This is a genomic window from Microcella sp., from assembly GCF_033763155.1.
GTDB lineage: Bacteria > Actinomycetota > Actinomycetes > Actinomycetales > Microbacteriaceae > Microcella.
Window position 1 is genome coordinate 19,447 of sequence record NZ_JANRKZ010000168.1, and the last position, 19,450, is coordinate 38,896.

At 64.6% G+C, this 19,450-nt stretch carries 20 protein-coding genes; 12 read left to right on the forward strand and 8 right to left on the reverse strand.

Features of this window, described 5'->3' with window-relative positions:
* The first annotated feature begins 30 nt into the window (after positions 1-30).
* From SFU54_RS07100 to SFU54_RS07125, 6 genes are all read left to right on the forward strand, one after another.
* Positions 31-657 carry a superoxide dismutase gene (locus SFU54_RS07100; protein WP_319015590.1) on the forward strand — a complete coding sequence of 209 codons (627 nt, stop codon included), beginning with the start codon at positions 31-33 and terminating at the stop codon, positions 655-657.
* 113 nt (positions 658-770) lie between these two features.
* Positions 771-1,781 carry a type I glyceraldehyde-3-phosphate dehydrogenase gene (gene gap / locus SFU54_RS07105; RefSeq protein WP_319015591.1) on the forward strand — a complete coding sequence of 337 codons (1,011 nt, stop codon included), beginning with the start codon at positions 771-773 and terminating at the stop codon, positions 1,779-1,781.
* Between the two features lie 27 nt (positions 1,782-1,808).
* The gene (locus tag SFU54_RS07110; RefSeq protein ID WP_319015592.1) at positions 1,809-3,023 is read left to right on the forward strand and encodes a phosphoglycerate kinase; all 1,215 of its coding nucleotides are present in this window, start codon (positions 1,809-1,811) and stop codon (positions 3,021-3,023) included.
* A complete protein-coding gene (gene tpiA, locus SFU54_RS07115; protein WP_319015593.1) occupies positions 3,014-3,805 on the forward strand; it encodes a triose-phosphate isomerase in 792 nt (263 codons plus the stop codon). The genes SFU54_RS07110 and tpiA overlap by 10 nt, the downstream gene beginning before the upstream one ends.
* Before the next feature lie 64 nt (positions 3,806-3,869).
* Positions 3,870-4,118 carry a preprotein translocase subunit SecG gene (gene secG / locus SFU54_RS07120; RefSeq protein ID WP_319015594.1) on the forward strand — a complete coding sequence of 83 codons (249 nt, stop codon included), beginning with the start codon at positions 3,870-3,872 and terminating at the stop codon, positions 4,116-4,118.
* A 10-nt stretch (positions 4,119-4,128) separates the two neighbouring features.
* Positions 4,129-4,485: an RNA polymerase-binding protein RbpA gene (locus SFU54_RS07125; RefSeq protein ID WP_319015595.1), complete on the forward strand. Its 357-nt coding sequence runs from the start codon at positions 4,129-4,131 to the stop codon at positions 4,483-4,485.
* Between the two features lie 2 nt (positions 4,486-4,487).
* On the opposite strand, the gene pgl is transcribed toward SFU54_RS07125, so the two are convergent.
* The 6 genes from pgl to tkt are packed head-to-tail and all read right to left on the reverse strand — an operon-like array spanning position 4,488 to position 12,672.
* Entirely contained in the window at positions 4,488-5,297 is an 810-nt protein-coding gene (gene pgl / locus SFU54_RS07130; protein ID WP_319015596.1) for a 6-phosphogluconolactonase, read from the reverse strand.
* 37 nt (positions 5,298-5,334) lie between these two features.
* Positions 5,335-6,261, reverse strand: a complete 927-nt coding sequence (locus SFU54_RS07135) for a glucose-6-phosphate dehydrogenase assembly protein OpcA (protein WP_319015597.1) — start codon at positions 6,259-6,261, stop codon at positions 5,335-5,337.
* The gene (zwf, locus tag SFU54_RS07140) at positions 6,258-7,799 is read right to left on the reverse strand and encodes a glucose-6-phosphate dehydrogenase (RefSeq protein WP_319015598.1); all 1,542 of its coding nucleotides are present in this window, start codon (positions 7,797-7,799) and stop codon (positions 6,258-6,260) included. The genes SFU54_RS07135 and zwf overlap by 4 nt, the downstream gene beginning before the upstream one ends.
* A 26-nt stretch (positions 7,800-7,825) precedes the next feature.
* Positions 7,826-9,421, reverse strand: coding sequence for a glucose-6-phosphate isomerase (locus tag SFU54_RS07145; RefSeq protein ID WP_319015599.1), 1,596 nt, complete (start codon positions 9,419-9,421; stop codon positions 7,826-7,828).
* The gene (gene tal / locus SFU54_RS07150; protein WP_319015600.1) at positions 9,418-10,527 is read right to left on the reverse strand and encodes a transaldolase; all 1,110 of its coding nucleotides are present in this window, start codon (positions 10,525-10,527) and stop codon (positions 9,418-9,420) included. Before tal ends, SFU54_RS07145 begins: the two co-directional genes overlap by 4 nt.
* A 54-nt stretch (positions 10,528-10,581) precedes the next feature.
* Positions 10,582-12,672, reverse strand: a complete 2,091-nt coding sequence (gene tkt, locus SFU54_RS07155; RefSeq protein WP_319015601.1) for a transketolase — start codon at positions 12,670-12,672, stop codon at positions 10,582-10,584.
* Positions 12,673-12,861: 189 nt separating this feature from the next.
* Here tkt and SFU54_RS07160 point away from each other — a divergent pair, with 189 nt between their 5' ends.
* Entirely contained in the window at positions 12,862-13,782 is a 921-nt protein-coding gene (locus tag SFU54_RS07160) for a heme o synthase (RefSeq protein WP_413466582.1), read from the forward strand.
* Here SFU54_RS07160 and SFU54_RS07165 read toward each other — a convergent pair.
* Positions 13,779-14,726 carry a COX15/CtaA family protein gene (locus tag SFU54_RS07165; protein WP_319015602.1) on the reverse strand — a complete coding sequence of 316 codons (948 nt, stop codon included), beginning with the start codon at positions 14,724-14,726 and terminating at the stop codon, positions 13,779-13,781. The genes SFU54_RS07160 and SFU54_RS07165 overlap by 4 nt on opposite strands.
* A gap of 235 nt (positions 14,727-14,961) precedes the next feature.
* On the opposite strand from SFU54_RS07165, the gene sufB reads away from it, so the two are divergent.
* From sufB to SFU54_RS07190, 5 genes are read left to right on the forward strand one after another with little or no spacing between them, the layout of a single operon-like run.
* Positions 14,962-16,380, forward strand: a complete 1,419-nt coding sequence (gene sufB, locus SFU54_RS07170) for a Fe-S cluster assembly protein SufB (protein WP_319015603.1) — start codon at positions 14,962-14,964, stop codon at positions 16,378-16,380.
* Positions 16,381-17,565 (forward strand): Fe-S cluster assembly protein SufD, encoded by a 1,185-nt coding sequence (sufD, locus tag SFU54_RS07175; protein ID WP_319015604.1) that lies wholly within the window; start codon positions 16,381-16,383, stop codon positions 17,563-17,565. It abuts the gene before it with no gap.
* A 1-nt stretch (position 17,566) separates the two neighbouring features.
* Positions 17,567-17,908, forward strand: a complete 342-nt coding sequence (locus tag SFU54_RS07180) for a Rieske 2Fe-2S domain-containing protein (protein ID WP_319015605.1) — start codon at positions 17,567-17,569, stop codon at positions 17,906-17,908.
* A 14-nt stretch (positions 17,909-17,922) separates the two neighbouring features.
* A complete protein-coding gene (sufC, locus tag SFU54_RS07185) occupies positions 17,923-18,687 on the forward strand; it encodes a Fe-S cluster assembly ATPase SufC (protein ID WP_319015606.1) in 765 nt (254 codons plus the stop codon).
* A gap of 4 nt (positions 18,688-18,691) precedes the next feature.
* Positions 18,692-19,021, forward strand: coding sequence for a metal-sulfur cluster assembly factor (locus SFU54_RS07190; RefSeq protein WP_319015607.1), 330 nt, complete (start codon positions 18,692-18,694; stop codon positions 19,019-19,021).
* 183 nt (positions 19,022-19,204) lie between these two features.
* Here the strand turns inward: SFU54_RS07190 and SFU54_RS07195 are convergent.
* On the reverse strand, positions 19,205-19,450 hold a 246-nt coding region (locus tag SFU54_RS07195), incomplete at its 5' end, for a biotin transporter BioY (protein ID WP_319015608.1).

The following is a 19,450-nucleotide window of genomic DNA, read 5'->3' on the forward strand; positions in this document are numbered from 1 at the left end:
GACGCCCTATCAGGAGGAGAGTTCACTCCCATGTCTGTTTACACGCTGCCCGAACTTGGCTATGACTACGCCGCCCTCGAGCCTCACATCAGCGCGCGCATCATGGAACTGCACCACTCGAAGCACCACGCGGCTTATGTTGCTGGTGCCAACGCGGCGCTCGAAGCCATGGCCGAGGCGCGCGAGACGGGGTCGTTCGCGAACATTAACCGGCTCGAGAAAGACCTCGCCTTCCACCTCGGCGGTCACGTGAACCACTCCATCTTCTGGACAAACTTGTCGCCCAACGGGGGAGACAAGCCCGAGGGCGAGCTCGCCGCGGCCATCGACGAGTTCTTTGGATCATTCGACAAGTTCGTCGCCCACTTCACGGCGGCGTCGATGGGCATTCAGGGATCGGGCTGGGGCGTGCTGTCGTGGGACCCGATCGGTCGTCGCCTGATCATTCAGCAGCTCTTCGACCAGCAAGGCAACACGGCACAGGCTACGGTGCCGCTGCTGCAGCTCGACATGTGGGAGCACGCGTTCTACCTCGACTATGTCAACGTCAAAGCCGACTACGTCAAGGCATTCTGGAACATCGTCAACTGGAGCAATGTCGCCGACCGCTTTGCGGCAGCGCGCTCGCACACCGACGGGCTCCTGCTACTGTCATAGATGGCGTCGAGGCCGGGGCTGATGCCCCGGCCGTCGCTGTTTAGGCGCTGTGACACCACCCACCTCTACCACCACAGTTGGCGCGATCGAGCGCCGGAGCAACAGGAGACACCGTGAGCGTGAAAGTCGGCATCAACGGATTCGGCCGCATCGGACGCAATTACCTTCGGGCGGCTCTCGCCCAGGGCAGCGACATCGAAATCGTCGCCGTCAATGACCTCACTGACAACGCAGCATTGGCTCACCTGCTCAAGTACGACTCGGTCGGCGGTGTTCTCGCCCACGATGTGACGCACGATGGTGACTCGATCACGGTCGGTGGCCACCGCATCCGCGTGTTCGAAGAGCGCGATCCCGCAAACCTCCCCTGGGGCGAGCTGGGTGTTGACATCGTGATCGAGTCGACGGGTCGCTTCACCAAGGCAGAAGACGCCAAGAAGCACATTGCTGGCGGCGCCAAGAAGGTTCTCATCTCGGCTCCCGCGACGGGCGACGACGCCACGATCGTCATGGGCGTCAACGAGGAGACCTACGACCCCAAGAACCACGTCATCATCTCGAACGCATCGTGCACGACCAACTGCCTCGCTCCGCTCGCCAAGGTGTTCAACGATGCATTCGGCATTGAACGCGGCTTCATGATGACCGCCCACGCCTACACGGCCGACCAGAACCTGCAAGACGGCCCGCACAGCGACCTCCGTCGCGCCCGTGGTGCTGCCATCAACATCGTTCCGGCCTCGACGGGTGCTGCCAAGGCCATCGGCCTCGTGCTTCCCGAGTTGCAGGGCAAGCTCAGCGGTTCGTCGTACCGTGTTCCGGTTCCCACCGGCTCGATCGTCGACCTGACGATCGTGACGCCCACCGAGGGGCTCACCGCGGAGAAGATCAACGCTGCCTACAAGGCTGCTGCGGCCGAGGGTCGTCTCAAGGGCTACCTGCAGTACACCGAAGACCCGATCGTGTCGAGCGACATCCAGCTCAACGCGCACTCGTCGATCTTCGACGCGGAGCTCACCAACGTGAGCGGCAACCTCGTGAAGGTCTCGGCCTGGTACGACAACGAGTGGGGCTACTCGAACCGCCTCGTCGACCTCACCGAGTACGTGGGCGCCCGCCTCTAGGCGGCACCGACGACAGGACGAGTTTTCGTGGCTCTGCGTACGATCGAGTCCCTTGGCGACTTGGCAGGTCGACGCGTCATCGTACGGTGCGATCTCAACGTGCCGCTATCCGATGGTGTCGTCACCGATGACGGTCGCATTCGCGCCTCGTTGCCGACGCTCAACGCCCTCATGCACCGTGGCGCGAAGGTTGTCGTCATCTCGCACCTCGGGCGCCCAGAGGGCGCTCCTGACGCGCGGTACAGCCTTCGCCCGGTGGCTCAGCGATTGAGTGAGCTGCTGGGGTCGCCGGTGACGTTTGCTGACGACACCGGCGGTGACGCGGCAGCGGATGCTGTAGCAGGGCTCGGCGAGGGTGAGATCGCCGTTCTCGAGAACCTGCGCTTCAATCCCGGCGAGACGGCAAAAGACGCAGCCGAACGCCAGGCGTTCGCCGATGCGCTCGCGCGCATGGGCGATGCCCTGGTGTCGGATGGCTTCGGAGTCGTGCACCGCAAGCAGGCGAGCGTGTATGAACTCGCGCACACCCTGCCGAGCGCGGCTGGCTCGTTGATTTCTGCCGAGACCGATGTTCTCGATCGACTCACCGAACGCCCTGAACGGCCGTACACGGTCGTTTTGGGCGGGTCAAAGGTCAGTGACAAGCTCGGCGTCATCGCGCACTTGTTGCCGCGCGTCGACCGGCTGTTGATCGGCGGAGGCATGCTCTTCACCTTCCTGGCGGCTCAAGGCCACAAGGTGGGGGCAAGCCTGCTCGAGGCTGACCAGCTCGACACGGTGCGTGGCTACCTGGCTGACGCTGAGGCGCGGGGGGTGCAGATCGTGCTGCCGACCGACGTCATCGTTGCCGACCGTTTTGCCGCCGACGCGTCGCACACCGTGCAGCCGGCCTCGGGCATTGAAGACGGCCCCGCGGGAGCATCCGGAATCGGGCTCGACATCGGACCCGACACGGCTGCCCAGTTCGCTGAACTTGTCGCGTCGTCGACAACGGTGTTCTGGAACGGGCCGATGGGCGTGTTCGAGTTCCCGGCCTTCGCAGGCGGCACTCGCGCGGTCGCTGAGGCGCTCACGCGCGTGTCGGGACTCGGTGTTGTCGGCGGAGGCGACTCGGCAGCCGCCGTTCGCGCTCTCGGATTCAGCGATGACGATTTTGGCCACGTCTCGACCGGAGGCGGGGCCAGCCTCGAGTTTCTCGAGGGAAAGAAGCTTCCCGGCCTGGAGGTCCTCGGATGGCAGTAACGCGCACCCCGCTTATCGCGGGCAACTGGAAGATGAATCTCGACCACTTGCAGTCGATTGCGTTCGTGCAGAAGCTCGCGTGGAGTCTGCGCGACGCCAAGCACGACTACGGACAGGTCGAGGTGGCGGTCTTCCCTCCGTTCACCGACCTGCGCAGCGTGCAAACGCTCGTGAGCGCGGACAAGCTTGACCTTCGCTACGGCGGGCAAGATCTCTCTGTTCACGACAGTGGCGCCTACACGGGAGAGATCTCTGGCGCTTTTCTCGCTGCACTCGACTGCCGCTACGTCATCATTGGCCACAGTGAGCGCCGCCAGTACCACGGCGAAACAGACCAGGTCGTCGCAGACAAGACCGTCGCCGCCCTGCGTCACAAGCTCGTGCCCGTGGTGTGTGTCGGCGAAACGGCCGACGACCTCGAGAAGCACGGCCCGTCGGCGGTTCCTGTTGCTCAGCTCACGACCGTTCTCGAGGCTCTCTCTGCCGACGCTGACATTGTGGTCGCCCACGAGCCCGTCTGGGCTATTGGCTCTGGCAAGGCCGCGACGCCTGAGCAAGCTCAGCAGGTGTGTGCGGCGCTGCGCACGACGATCGCCGCGAAGCTGGGGGACGAGGCGGCAGAGCGCACCCGCATTCTGTACGGCGGCTCCGTCAAGGCGGCCAACATTGCCGGCTTCATGAAGCACAAGGATGTCGACGGGGCGCTCGTCGGTGGCGCGAGCCTTGACGTTGATGAGTTCTCGAGCATCGCGCGCTTTCCGCAGCACGTCGGCATCGCCTGATCGCCGCTCCGCCCTGCGTCGGGTAGGGTAGGAGACTGTTCGAAACGTGTGAGAGGTTCAATTCGTGGAAATTCTTCAGGTCGTGCTCCAGGTCATCCTGGGAATCACGAGCCTTCTGCTTACCCTCATGATCTTGCTGCACCGCGGTCGTGGTGGCGGGCTCTCTGACATGTTCGGCGGTGGCGTCACCTCGAACCTCGGCGCATCAGGCGTTGCCGAGCGCAACCTCAACCGCATCACGATCATTCTCGCGCTCGTGTGGGTGAGCTCGATCGTCGTGCTCGGCCTGATCACGCGCTTCGACGCAGCGTAAGGAGCACGACATGGTCTCTGGTGGCAGCGCCATCCGCGGATCCCGCGTGGGCTCCGGCCCGATGGGAGAACAAGACCGCGGCATTCACGCCGAGCGCATCTCCATTTCCTACTGGGATGCGATGGGGAACGAGACGGTTCGACACTTCGCGGCGAATCTCCCCGACGACGAGATTCCCGACATGATCGACTCACCGTCGACGGGTCTCCCCGCCGGCCGTGACAAGAACAACCCGCCGCAAGTGGCCAAGAACGAGCCGTACAAGACGCACCTTGCGTACGTCAAAGAACGCCGCACCGACGAAGAGGCAGCACAGATTCTCGACGAAGCGCTCTTGAAGTTGCGCCAGCGGCGCGGCACGGCCTAGAGCTACTCGGCCGCCATCCATTCGGCATGATCCATCGCCCCGGTCCAATAACTGGTCGGGGCGATGAGTGTTTCGGGCACTTCTGACGACGCTTCGTGGTCGATGAAGAACACCGTTCTCTTGGTACCCAGGACGCCCCCTACCGGCACATCGGCCACAGCGGCACCCGCGAGCGCGAGTCCGAGCGCGGCGGCCTTGTCGGCGCCGGCGAGCACGAGCCAAATGCGTTCGGACGTGTTGATGAGTGGCAACGTCAACGTGAGCCGCTGAGGCGGTGGCTTGGGGGAGTCGTGCACAGCGATCACACCAGAGTGCGTGACGCGGGGGCCCTCGCTCTCAGGAAAGAGCGAGGCAATGTGGCCGTCGGGACCGACACCGAGGAAGGTGATGGCGAAGCTCGGGTACGACCCGTTTCCTGCCGCGAGCAGTTCGTTCTGATACTGCACCGCGGCCGATTCGAGATCGACCCCCTGGTCTGAGGCAGGGAACGCGTGAACGTTAGACGCGGGAATGTCGATGTGATCGATCAGGGCCTCACGGGCCTGTTGTTCATTGCGATCGGCGTGACCGGCAGGCACCCACCGTTCGTCACCCCACCACAGGTGCACGCGGCTCCAGTCGATTTGGTCGCGACCCGGGTGGGCCGAGATCGCGGCGAGGACCTCGATGCCGACACTGCCCCCCGTGAGCACGACGTGAGCCTCTGATTGGTCCTCGAGAAGGTCGATCATTTTCGTGAGGAATCGAGCAGCGACCGAGCCCGCGAGAGCTTCGCGGTTCGAGTGCACAAGAACACGGCGTTCGGTGGTCACGAGGTGGAGCCTTTCTGTGGTGCGAAGAGCGACGAGCTCACGCGGCAGTAACGCCGCCGAACCCATTCTCGAGCACGGCACCGAACTCGTCGTCAGGGTCGAGCCTACGCAGCTCTTCGGCCAGGCACTCACGCAGCCCTCGGCGAGGCAGAGACAGTTCGTGTGTGGGCTGGCCCGGTTGCGTGAGAGTCACGACCGCCGGCTGCGTGCGCTCCAAGCTGATGTCGCCGCTGTCTCGATGCAAGACCACGCGGTGGATGCCCGTAGAGGGGTTGCTCTCGGCAACATCGATCTCGACGTCAACCTGCAGTCGCAGGCCGAGCCACGCGGCAAGGAGGGCCGTTGAGGGGCTGTCTGGCGCCCCGGATACGCTTACCCGCGTGATCGGCTCGTATGGCGGCTGGTCCAGCGCAGCGGCCAGTTGAGCGCGCCACAGGGTCAATCGCGTCCAGGCGAAGTCGGTATCACCGGGACGGTAGGCGGCGGCAATGCGGGTGAGGGTGCCGTGTGGGTCAGTCGTGGCTGCGGAATCGGTGATGCGACGCTGGGCCAGACGGCCGAGGGGAGTCGCCCAGACAGCATCCGGGCATTCTCCTGGCCACCACGAGACGACAGGCGCGTCGGGCAGCAGGAGGCCGGTCACGAGTCCTCGAAGATCGGTCGCCGTCGCACCATGAGCACGGAGCACAATCACTTCGCTCGCGCCCGCGTCACCGCCGACCCGAATCTCGGCATCAAGCCGCGGGGCCGGAGCTGCCTCATCGGTTGACACCACGATGATGCGCATGGGGTGCTCGCGTGACGCCTCATTCGCGGCCGCGATCACGTCTTCTTCGTCGCCGATAACGCTCGTGATGATGAGCGTGAGAACCCGGCCGAGGGCAACCGCCCCGGCCTCGTCGCGAATTCGCACGAGGGTCTTCGAGACCTGGCTGGCGGTGGTGTCGGGCAGGTCGATGATCATGGGCGCCTCCAGACGCGGCCGTCGCGAGCGAGCAAGTCGTCGGCTGATTGCGGGCCCCAGGTGCCAGGCGCATATTGCTCAGGCTGGCCTTGTGTTGCCCAGAATTCCTCGATCGGGTCGAGAATCTTCCAGCTCAACTCGACTTCTTCATGGCGGGGGAAAAGCGGTGGGTCGCCCAGCAAAACGTCGAGAATGAGGCGTTCGTAGGCCTCGGGGCTCGCCTCGGTGAACGCGTGGCCGTACCCGAAGTCCATCGTGACGTCGCGCACTTGCATGCCCGCTCCCGGAACCTTCGAGCCGAACCGGATGGTGACGCCCTCGTCGGGCTGAACCCGGATGACGAGCGCGTTCTGCCCCAGCGCAGAGGTCTGTTCTTCGGCGAACAAATACTGTGGGGCCCGCTTGAAGACGACCGCGATCTCGGTGACTCGACGGCCGAGTCGCTTGCCAGCGCGCAGATAGAACGGAACCCCGGCCCAGCGGCGCGTGTTGATGTCGAGGCGCATCGCTGCGTACGTTTCGGTGACCGACTCGGGGTTCATGCCCTCTTCGTCAAGGAAGCCCGTCACCCACTCGCCGCCCTGCCAACCGCTCGCGTACTGCCCGCGAGCGGTGCCTGTCGCGAGATCTTTCGGCAGTCGTACCGCCGAGAGCACTTTCTCTTTCTCGGCCCGCAGGTCGGCAGCGTCGAACGACACGGGCTCTTCCATGGCGGTCAGTGCGAGCAGCTGCAAGAGGTGGTTCTGAATGACGTCGCGAGCGGCGCCGATGCCGTCGTAATAGCCGGCCCGGCCTCCCACTCCGATGTCTTCAGCCATCGTGATTTGCACGTGGTCGACGTAGTTCGCGTTCCAAATCGGCTCGTACATCATGTTCGCGAACCGCAGCGCGAGGATGTTCTGCACGGTCTCTTTACCGAGATAGTGGTCGATGCGGAACACCGAATCGGGCGGAAACACCGACTCGACGACATCGTTGAGCTCGCGAGCCGTGGTGAGGTCGCTTCCGAAGGGCTTTTCAATAACCACACGGCGCCACTCGCCAGGCTTCGCCTCTGCGAGTCCGCTTCGGCGCAACTGCTCGGTGACGAGCGGGAACGACTTCGGCGGAATCGACAGATAGAACGCGTGGTTGCCCATGGTTCCGCGCTCGCGATCGAGATCGGCGAGCGTCGTCGTCAGTCGTTCAAACGCGCCGTCATCGTCGAAGTCACCCGATACGAACCGGATGCCCGACGCGAGCTGGCGCCAGACGTCTTCGTTGAACGGCGTGCGTGCGTACTGCTTGACCGCATCATGCACGACCTGCTCGAAGTCTTGCGTCTCCCAGTCGCGGCGAGCGAAGCCGATGAGCGCAAACCCCGGAGGCAAGAGCCCACGGTTGGCAAGGTCGTACACGGCGGGCATGAGCTTCTTGCGTGACAGGTCACCCGTGACGCCGAAGATGATGAGTCCGCTGGGGCCGGCGATGCGATTGAGTCGACGGTCGTCGGGGGAGCGCAACGGGTTGTTGTCACGCCCGATGGCGGCGGGGGCCATAGTTCTCCTCGTGGTGGCGATGCGGGTCAGGAGAGCGCTGCGATGATCGCCGCGATGCCCTCGGCGTTGCTCACCCTCAGGGTCACAACGGGAGCGCCGTGCTCGGCAAGAACGACCGCGTCTCCGGCCGCTTGTGCCGAAATGAGCTGTGCGTAGGTAAACGGCCGCTCAGGAATCTCGAGATCGTCTCCGAGAAGACCCGTGATCTGCAAGAACGCCCCGATGGTGGGTCCACCCTTGTGGTACTGACCGGTCGAGTGCAAGAACCGCGGGCCCCACCCGAATGTGACGGGCCGACCGGTGCGCGACGCGATGAAGTGCCGCACGGCTTCCAGCTCAGGGTGGGCGAGGCGATTGAGATACACCTGCACCGCCACATAGCCCGTGGGCGACAGCGTCGCTTCGAGGGCGTGAACGGCTTCGCCGACGGTGGATGCCGAGCCCAACACTGCGGCCGGGCCCACCACCTCAACGTCACCGTCGACAAACGACGCCGGCACGGGCTCGGGGCGAGCATCGAGCAATCCGCGTGCGGCCACCTTGGCCGACTCCACATCGGGCTGGTCGAAGGGATTAATGCCGAGCAGCACACCCGCGACCGCGGTGGCGTACTGCCAGGTCAGCAGCTGCGCGCCGAGCGTGCCCGAGAGTTCAATCTCGCCATCAGCGACGTCGCGCGTGGCACGAGCGTCGGCCACGAGTCGAACGACCTGCACGTCGGCGGCACCGCTCGTGAGTTCGGGGGCGTCGACGCCGACAACGACCGGCAAGATGCCCACGCCGTCTTTTCCGGTCGACTCGGCAATGAGCTGTTCGATCCAGTCACCGAGGCCGACGATGTGCGTGCCGTCGGCGACGATCACGAGCTTGTCGCGCAAGGGCGAGGTGCCGGCAATCGCTGCACCGAGCTGCAGGCCCGGGTTTGAGGCGCTGTCGACCGCAAGGGACAGGCTTGCTGCTTCGGCCTCGTCGAGGAGGGCATCCAGATCGACACCGGCGAGTCCGGAGGGGACGAGACCGAACGCGGTGAGAGCCGAGTAGCGACCGCCGACGGTGGGGTCAGCGGTGAAGACTCGGTATCCCGCCGCCACAGAAGCCTGCTCGAGCGGTGAACCGGGATCGGTCACGATGATGATGCGCTCGGCCGGATCAATGCCCGCAGCCCGGAAGGCAGCCTCAAAGCTGCGCTTTTGGCTGTCGGTTTCAACAGTGGATCCCGACTTCGACGAAACGACCACGGCGGTGTGGCCGAGGTGCTCGCCGAGAGCCGCGGCAACCTGCGACGGGTCGGTGGAGTCGAGGACGACCAGCGGCACTCCCGCGGTCTGCGTGATGACCTCGGGTGCCAGTGACGAGCCGCCCATGCCGCACAGAACGATTCTCGAGATGCCTCGCTCTGTCAGCTGCTCGCGCAGCGCGACGATCTCCGCAACGAGGGGGCGCGAGACGGAAACAGCCTGGGTCCAGCCCAGACGGATGCTCGCCTCGGCTTCAGCCGCGGGCCCCCACAGCGTGCTGTCTCCCGCCGTAATGCGGCTCGCCACGAGCTGCGCGACGAGCACGGGAACGTGCCGGTCGATGGCGGATTGCGCGTCACCGCGTGCGGCGACCGTGACGGTCATCGGGCTGCCTCGAGTGCGGCGCTGACGGTGTCGAGCAGTTCGTTCCAGCTCACGATGAACTTCTCGACGCCCTCCTTTTCGAGCAACGCCGTGACCTCGTCGTACGAGATTCCGAGGTCGGCGAGTGACGAAAGCACCTCACGCGCTGCGTCATAGCTACCCGTCACAAGGTCGCCCGTAATGACGCCGTGATCGAACGTCGCCTGCAGGGTCTTCTCGGGCATCGTGTTGACCGTGTGCGCGACGGCAAGCTCGGTGACATACAGCGTGTCGGGAAGGCTCGGGTCTTTCACGCCGGTCGATGCCCACAGCGGTCGCTGAACGTTCGCGCCCGCAGCCAAGAGGGCCGCCGCGCGGTCGCTGGCGAAAGCCTGCTCGAACACCTCGTAAGCGAGGCGCGCGTTGGCAATGCCTGCTTTGCTCTTGAGCGCGAGCGCCTCAGGAGTGCCGATCTCAACGAGTCGCTTGTCGATTTCGGTGTCGACGCGCGACACAAAGAACGACGCGACCGAGTGGATCGTCGAGAGATCGTGGCCGGCCGCCTGAGCCTTCTCGAGACCGGCAAGGTAGGCGTCGATGACGGCACGGTGCCGCTCGAGGCTAAAGATCAGGGTCACGTTGACGCTGATGCCTGCGGCGATCGTTTCGGTGATCGCCTCGAGGCCCTCGATTGTCGCCGGAATCTTGATCATGGCGTTCGGTCGACCGACCTTCTTCCACAGTTGCTGAGCCTGAGCAATCGTGCCCGCGGCATCGTGAGCGAGGCCCGGCTCGACCTCAATCGAGACGCGGCCATCGCGACCGTTGGTCGACGCGGCGACGGTCGCGAAGATGTCGCTGGCAGCGGCGACGTCATCGGTCGTGATGTCGAAGACCGCTTGCGTGACATCCGTGCCCGCTGCGGCGAGCTCGCGAATCTGGGCATCATAGGTGGTCCCGGTGGCCAAGGCGGCAGCGAAGATCGTCGGGTTCGTGGTCACGCCAACGACGTTGCGGTCGGTGATGAGAGCCGCGAGCCCGCCCGAAGTGATGCGGTCGCGTGAGAGGTCGTCGAGCCAAATGCTGACGCCAAGGTCGCTGAGCTGTGCGGTCGGGGTGGAAGTCATGGTGCCTTCAATCGTGAGAGGGAGTAGGGAACTGAGCGGTCGCAGGCGACCGAGTTAGTGGGCGGCGATGCTGTCGCGCGCCGCGGCCGCAACGGCCTCGGGAGTGATGCCGAACTCGCGGAAGAGCGTCTGGTAGTCGGCGGATGCTCCGAAGTGCTCGATCGACACGGTGCGTCCGCGGTCGCCGACGTACTTGTGCCAGCTCAGAGCGAGGCCCGCTTCGACCGAAACGCGCGCGGTGATGCTCGCGGGAAGCACCGACTCGCGGTACTCCGCGCTCTGCTCGTCGAACCACTCGAGGCACGGGGCCGAGACGACGCGGGCGTGGATGCCCTGCTCCGCGAGCTGCGCGCGGGCATCCATCGCCACCGCAACCTCAGAGCCCGTCGCGATGAGGATCACGTCGGGCGCACCATTGGCGGCCTCAGCGAGCACATATGCGCCCTTCGAGACGTGGTGTGCGGCGGCAAGTTCGTCACCCGAGGCAACACCCGTGCCGCGCGTGAACACGGGAATGTTCTGGCGCGTGAGGGCGATGCCGGCGGGGGAGCGGCGTTCGAGCACGGCCTTCCAGGCGTGGGCGGTCTCGTTGGCGTCGGCAGGGCGCACGATCGAGAATCCCGGAATCGCGCGGAGCGAGGCGAGCTGCTCGATGGGCTGGTGAGTCGGACCATCTTCGCCGAGCGCGACGGAGTCGTGAGTCCAGACGTAGGTCACGGCGACGTTCATGAGGGCGGCGAGACGCACCGCAGGCCGCATGTAGTCGCTGAAGATCAGGAAGGTGCCGCCGAAGACGCGCGTGCGCCCATGCAAGGCAATGCCGTTGAGAATCGCGCCCATGGCGTGCTCACGAATGCCGAAGTGCAGAATGCGACCGTAGGGGTTCGCCGACCACTCGTGCGTCGAGTGCTCAGCGGGTGCGAACGAGCCGCCCCCCGTGATCGTGGTGAGGTTCGACTCGGCGAGGTCGGCCGAGCCGCCCCAGAACTCGGGCAGAACCCCCGCGATGGCGTTGATGACCTTGCCCGACGCAGCGCGCGTCGAGACACTCGTGCCTCCCTCGAAAACGGGCAGAGCGGCCTCGAGCTCGGCAGGAAGTTCACCAGCCTGCATGCGCTCAAGAAGCGCGGCGCGCTGCGGGTTCGCCGCGGCCCACGCGTCGAAGCGCACGGTCCAGGCGGCGTGGCGTTCGCGGCCGCGGTCGACAGCCCGACGCGTGTGCGCGATGACCTCGTCGCTGACGGCAAAGTGTTCGGCAGGGTCAAAGCCCATGACCGTCTTCGTGGCAGCAAGCTCGTCGGCGCCGAGGGCTGAGCCGTGAATCTTGCCCGTGTTCTGCTTGGTCGGTGCCGGCCATCCGATGATGGTCTTGAGAATGATGAGGCTCGGCTTGCTCGTCTCGGCCTTGGCTGCGTCGATTGCCGCGTGGAGCGCGTGGAGGTCTTCGACGTACTCACCGGTCTTCTTCCAGTCGACCGTCTGAACCTGCCAGCCGTATGACTCGTAGCGGGCCGCCACGTCTTCGGTAAAGGCGATGTTCGTGTCGTCTTCGATCGAGATCTGGTTGGAGTCGTAGATCGCGATCAGGTTGCCCAACTGCTGGTGACCAGCGAGCGAGCCCGCCTCGCTCGTGACACCCTCTTGAAGGTCGCCGTCGCCCGCGATCACATAGATGTGGTGGTCGAAGACACTCTCGCCGGCCGGCGTCTCAGGATCGAGCAATCCGCGCTCGAAGCGCGCGGCATAGGCAAAGCCGACGGCCGAGGCGAGGCCCTGGCCCAGTGGTCCGGTCGTGATCTCCACGCCGTCGGTGTGGCCGTACTCGGGGTGTCCGGGGGTCTTCGAGCCCCAGGTGCGCAGAGCCTTGAGGTCGTCGAGCTCGAGTCCGTATCCGCCCAAGTACAACTGCACGTATTGCGTCAACGAGCTGTGGCCTGCCGACAGAATGAAGCGGTCGCGACCCAGCCAGTGCGGGTCAGAGGGGTCGTGCTGCATTACCTTCTGGTGCAGCAGGTACGCGACGGGCGCGAGTGACATGGCGGTGCCGGGGTGGCCGTTGCCGACCTTCTCGACGGCGTCGGCGGCGAGAAGCCGTGCGGTGTCGACGGCGTGGCGGTCGAGATCGTCCCAGGTCAGGTCGGTCATGGCGTCGGTACTGCCCTTTCTTCAGACGGATGCGGGCCGCACTCACGCCTGCACGATCGGAAGCGTGCAGGGCAACGACGACCCTGGCCAGTATAGAGAGAGACGTATGCCTCCCGGGGTTTGCACCGGGCCGTCTCTCAAGGTCGCTCCCGTAGACTGCCCCCAGCCTGTGCCAGAAATGAAGGAGCCATGGATACCGCCCTCGATCACGCCGTCACGACGCGACCGCGGAGCATCCGCCGCACCCTCTCGGCCTACGTTGCCCTGACGAAGCCGCGCGTCATTGAGTTGCTGCTCGTGACGACGGCTCCCGTCATGATTCTCGCTGCCAATGGACTGCCGAGCATCTGGCTTGTCCTCGCGACACTGATCGGTGGCGCACTCTCGGCGGGCTCGGCCGGCGCTTTCAACATGTACATCGACCGCGATATCGATCGCCTCATGAACCGAACCCAAAACCGTCCGCTCGTGACCGGCGAGATCTCTGACCGCGCGGCTATCGTGTTTGCCTACACGATTGGCGTGGTTTCGATCATCTGGCTCGGCCTCACCACGAACTGGCTGGCCGCGTCGCTGTCGCTCGCCGCGATTCTCTTCTACGTCGTGATCTACACGCTCGTGCTCAAGCGGCGCACTGAGCAGAACATCATCTGGGGCGGGATCGCCGGGTGCTTCCCGGTGCTCATCGGGTGGTCCGCCGTCACAGGGTCACTCGCGTGGCCACCCTTCATCCTTTTTCTCGTGGTCTTCCTGTGGACCCCGCCGCATTACTGGCCGCTCTCCATGAAGTACCGCGACGACTACGCCGTCGCCCACGTGCCCATGCTGGCTGTTCTGCGCGATCGCGCCACGGTGGGCGTTCAGGTCGTGCTCTACGCCTGGGCCACCGTCGCTGCCTCGCTCTTGCTGATTCCGATCGCACCGATGGGGGCGCTCTACACCGCGGTGGCCCTGATTTCGGGTGGCTGGTTCATCGTCGAAAGCCACCGTCTGTATGGCAGGGCGGTGCGCGGGCTTGAGGCCAAGCCCATGCGTGTCTTCCACGCGAGCATCACGTATCTCACGCTGCTTTTCGTTGCCGTGGGAATCGATCCGCTGCTGCCGTTCTAGACGGCGATCGTCGCCGTTTCATAGGGCGATACGCCCGCGCTGGCCGTGGTCTTCGAGCTGCGCATCGTGAGCAGCACGAGCGTGACGAGTGCGATCAGCACACACGCGAGCACCATGTGGATGCCCACGAGCAGTTCCGGAAGCCCGAGTCGTGCCTGCACAATGCCCACGGCAATCTGCACGGCTTCAACCGCGATGAGGGCAACCACGGCGCGACGCAGGGGAGCGAGCCCGAGTCGCACGGCCGCAACCAGCAGCGCGACACTGAGCCCCGCCGTGATGTAGGCCGGCCACGAATGAATGTGCTGCAGTAGCTCACTGTCGAGTCCATTGCGCGCGGCACCCCCGTCGCCCGCGTGCGGCCCCGAACCCGTGACGACAATGCCGACGAGTACGGTGACCCAAGCGACAACCGCGGTGGCGATGCCGAGCACGTGCACGGCACGCGGCACGATCAGCTGTCCCGTCGTTTGGCCGCGATACACGCGATGCACCAACACGACGGCAAGCGCGACAAGCACCGCCGACACGACGAAGTGCAAGCCGACGATCCACGGGTTGAGCTGAGTGAGCACGGTGATGCCGCCGATGACCGCTTGCGCGGGAATACCGAGGCCCAGCGCGACCGTGAGACGCAACAGCTCGGGGCGCTCGCGCCGCATCCGCACGACGAACAAAAACGCAAGAATCGCGATGATCACGAGCACGAACGTCAAGAGGCGGTTACCGAATTCGACAATGCCGTGGATGCCCATCTCGGGCGTCGCAATGAACGAGTCTTCGGTGCAGCGCGGCCACGTGGGGCAGCCGAGCCCCGAACCCGTGAGGCGTACGGCGCCGCCCGTGCCGACGATGAGCGTCTGGCTCACGAGCGATGCCCAGGCGATCACGCGCACGCGCCGATCTGCGGTTGAGACGGGCAGCCACTGCCACAGCCGATTCACGGTCTGCTTCCTCCTCTTTCAGGCTTCGCACGATAGAATCGACCAAGCTCATCGTCAGTGTCGATCGCGGGCCACGCTTTTTGGGGTTGCTCGGCGGCCCCGCGCACGACATCTCGTCTGGCCTCAGTGTATGCACGCTCGGTGAGCGTCTGCCGAAGGGGCCGTCACCGCTCGATGTCCACGGAATGTCACCGAACCAACCACGGTTGGGATCGGAAGAGAGAAGAGGAACCGCATGTCTGACGTGCTCATCGACCGCCCCGAGCTCGAGGGTCTCGGGCAATACGAGTTTGGCTGGAGCGACTCTGACACCGCCGGTTCAACGGCTCGCCGTGGCATCGACGACAGCGTCGTTCGCAACATCTCAGAGCTGAAGAATGAGCCGCAGTGGATGCTCGACCTGCGCCTGAAGGGCCTCAAGCTCTTCGGCCAGAAGCCCATGCCGCTCTGGGGCGCCGACTTGTCGGGCATCGACTTCGACAACATCAAGTACTTCGTTCGCTCGACCGAGAAGCAGGCCACGTCGTGGGAGGAGCTTCCGGAAGAGATCAAGAACACCTACGAGAAGCTGGGTATCCCCGAGGCAGAGCGCCAGCGTCTCGTCGCTGGTGTCGCCGCGCAGTACGAGTCGGAGGTTGTCTACCACCAGATTCGTGAAGACCTCGAGGCCCAGGGCGTCATCTTCATGGACACCGACACGGCGTTGCGCGAGCATCCCGAATTCTTCACCGAGTACTTCGGCACCGTGATTCCTGCAGGCGACAACAAGTTCGCAGCCCTCAACACCGCGGTGTGGTCGGGCGGTTCGTTTGTGTATGTACCCCCGGGCGTGCACGTCGAGATTCCGCTTCAGGCCTACTTCCGCATCAACACCGAGAACATGGGCCAGTTCGAGCGCACGCTCATCATCGCCGACGAGGGTTCGTACGTTCACTACATCGAGGGCTGCACGGCGCCGATCTACAAGAGCGACTCGCTGCACTCGGCCGTCGTCGAGATCATCGTGAAGAAGAACGCCCGAGTTCGCTACACGACGATTCAGAACTGGTCGAGTAACGTCTACAACCTCGTGACGAAGCGTGCCGTTGCGCACGAAGGCGCGACGATGGAGTGGATCGATGGCAACATCGGCTCGAAGGTCACGATGAAGTACCCGTCGATCTTCCTCATGGGCGAGCACGCCAAGGGCGAGACGCTGTCTGTTGCCTTCGCCGGCCCCGGTCAACACCAAGATGCTGGCGCGAAGATGATCCACATGGCGCCGTACACGACGTCGTCAATCGTCTCGAAGTCGATCGCCCGCGGTGGCGGACGTGCCGGATACCGCGGAGAAGTTCGCGTCGACGCGAATGCGCACCACTCGGCCAACACCGTTCGTTGCGATGCCTTGCTCGTTGACACGATCTCGCGCTCCGACACCTACCCCGCGATCGACATTCGTGTCGACGACGTGCAACTCGGCCACGAGGCGACGGTGTCGCGCGTGAGCGAAGAGCAGTTGTTCTACTTGCAGTCGCGCGGACTACCCGAAGACGAAGCTATGGCCATGATCGTGCGCGGGTTCATTGAGCCCATCGCTCGCGAGCTGCCCATGGAGTACGCACTTGAGCTGAACAAGCTCATCGAGATGAGCATGGAAGGCAGCGTTGGCTAGATGAGTTCCGCCCCCGCACCGCACGCACCGACGATTGAGACGCAACAGCACGCGCACGGCCCGGGCTCGCCCGTGCCGGTGCAGACGCGCAACGAGCGTTTTGCGTCAGCGTCGCACGACGACTTCCCGGCCGTAACGGGACGCGAGCTCGAGTGGAAGCTCACGCCGGTCGACAAGATTCGCGACCTCATCGATGGCGCGCTCGACGGCTCTGCCTTTCCTGCTGAGGTCTCGGCAGCTGCTGGCGTGACCACCGAGTGGATCACTCTCGATGACGCGCGCGTCGGCTCAGCAGGTCTCGCCGAAGAGCGCGCGGCCGCGAACGCCTGGTCGAGCGCCGAGAAGGCCCTTGCCGTGACGCTCACGAGCGAAGAGGCCGTTGCCGTGACGATCGAGCGCACGGGAACCGACCGTGCGCCGCGCGCCGCCCACACCGTCATCACCGCGACCCCGAACGCCCGCGGCCTCGTTGTCATCGACCACCGCGGCAGCGCACGGCTGAGCGAGAACGTCGAGATCATCGCCGAGGCGGGAAGTGACCTCACCGTCGTAACCCTTCAAGAGTGGGACGACGAGTCGGTTCACCTCTCGAGCCACTTCGCCCGGGTCGATAAAGATGCCCACCTCAAGCACGTGGTTGTCTCGCTCGGTGGCGCAATCGTGCGCGTGAACCCTTCGGTTCACCTCGCGGGAGCAGGCGCCGACGGGCAACTCCTCGGACTCTATTTCGCGGATGCTGGCCAGCACCTTGAGCAGCGCGTCTACGTGCACCACATCGCCCCGCACACCGTCAGCCGCGTTAACTACAAGGGCGCACTGAACGGCAAGGGAGCTCGCACCGTGTGGGTGGGCGACGTGCTCATCGGTCGTGATGCCACCGGCACCGACTCGTACGAGCAAAACCGCAACCTCGTGTTGAGCGACGGCACGCGCGCCGACTCGATTCCCAACCTCGAGATCGAGACAGGCGACATCGCCGGCGCGGGTCACGCGAGTGCTACGGGTCGTTTCGACGACGAGCAGCTCTTCTACTTGCAGTCGCGTGGCATCGATGAGGCGGAGGCCCGCCGACTGGTCGTGCTGGGCTTCTTGCTCGATGTCGTTCAGAAGATTGGCGCTCCTGACCTCGAGGCGCGACTCGTCGCCGCTGTCGAGGCCGAGCTCGACGCAGTGGAGGTGGTGTGAGATGTCTGCGACCCGCGTCTGTTCGATCAGTGAGCTGAGCCCGGCATCCGCCAAAAAGGTCGTCGTCGACGGTGTGGCTGTGGCCGTCGTCATGGACTCTGCCGGGGCCGTGCACGCCCTCGGTGACACCTGCACGCACGGCGAAATCTCGCTGAGCGAGGGCTTCGTTGAAGACGACGCGATCGAGTGCTGGGCCCACGGGTCGAAGTTCGCACTCGACACGGGCAAGCCTCGCAACTTTCCGGCCTACGAGCCGGTTCCCGTTTACGCCGCGACGGTTGATGGCGACGACGTTCTCGTCGACGTCACGCAGAACATCGCCGGCTCAGCATCCACTTCATAAGGACAATCCGACACATGACCACTCTTGAGATTCGCGACCTGCACGTCAGCATCGAAACCGATCAGGGCACCAAAGAGATCTTGCGCGGCGTCAACCTGACGATCAACTCGGGCGAGACGCACGCGATCATGGGCCCCAACGGATCGGGCAAGTCGACGCTCGCGTACACGATTGCCGGGCATCCGCGCTACACGGTCGACAGCGGGTCGATCACGCTTGACGGCCACGACGTGCTCGAGATGAGCATTGACGAGCGCGCTCGTGCCGGTCTGTTCTTGGCCATGCAGTACCCAGTCGAGATTCCCGGTGTGACGGTGTCGAACTTCTTGCGCACCGCCAAAACCTCGCTCGACGGCGAAGCCCCGGCTTTGCGCTCGTGGATCAAAGAGTTGCGTGGATCGATGGACGCCCTGCGCATGGATGCGAGCTTCGCCGAGCGCAACGTGAACGAAGGCTTTTCGGGCGGTGAGAAGAAGCGCCACGAGATCGTTCAGCTCGAGCTGCTGAAGCCGAAGATTGCCGTGCTTGACGAGACTGACTCGGGACTCGATGTTGACGCGCTCAAGATCGTGTCAGAGGGCGTGAATCGCGTGAAGGAGAACACCGGGCTCGGAGTGCTGCTCATCACGCACTACACGCGGATTCTGCGGTACATCAAGCCCGACTTCGTGCACGTTTTCGTTGACGGAAAGGTCGCTGAAGAGGGTGGCCCCGAGCTCGCCGAGCGGCTCGAGAATGAGGGCTACGACCGCTACCTGACCGGCTCGACCGTAGGCTAGACAGATGCCCACCGCACTCGAACCGCAACTCTTCGACAAGGTCGAAGAGGGCCTGAAAGACGTTGTTGACCCCGAACTGGGCGTCAACATTGTCGACCTCGGCTTGGTGTACGACCTGGCGTGGGATGAAGAGAGTGATGCGCTCATCATTTCGATGACGCTCACATCGGCGGGGTGCCCCCTCACAGACGTCATCGAAGAGTCGATCGCAAACGCGCTCGACGGCATTGTCGAGCAGTTCCGCATCAACTGGGTCTGGATGCCGCCGTGGGGCCCTGAACGCATCACCGACGACGGTCGCGACATGATGCGCGCATTGGGCTTCAGCATCTGACAGCCCGGTGGGCTGTCAGAGCCCAATGCGCCGCCGAAGGCGGACTGGGCTTCAGCATCTGAGAGCCCAGTGGGCTCTCAGAGCCAAGCGCACCGCCGACAGGCAGTCCGGAACGCGCGAAAACGTGAGGAACACCGAAGGGCCCCTGCCAGAGATGGCAGGGGCCCTTCGGCGTGTGACGCGCTACTTGGTGCGCTGTGAACGCTCTGCGGCGGCCCACAGGGCCGGAAGCAGAGCTGCGGCGATGGCCGCCTTGATGAGTCCGCCAATGATGAACGGGTAGAAACCGGCGACCAAAACAGACTGGAGGTCGTTAGGAAGACCCAGCTGTCCGAGCGAGAACGCGAGCCACGGCAATCCGAAGGCGAACACGACGATCGAACCACCGATGAAGGTGATGATCGGCTTGTACCAGCCGCGATCCCACGA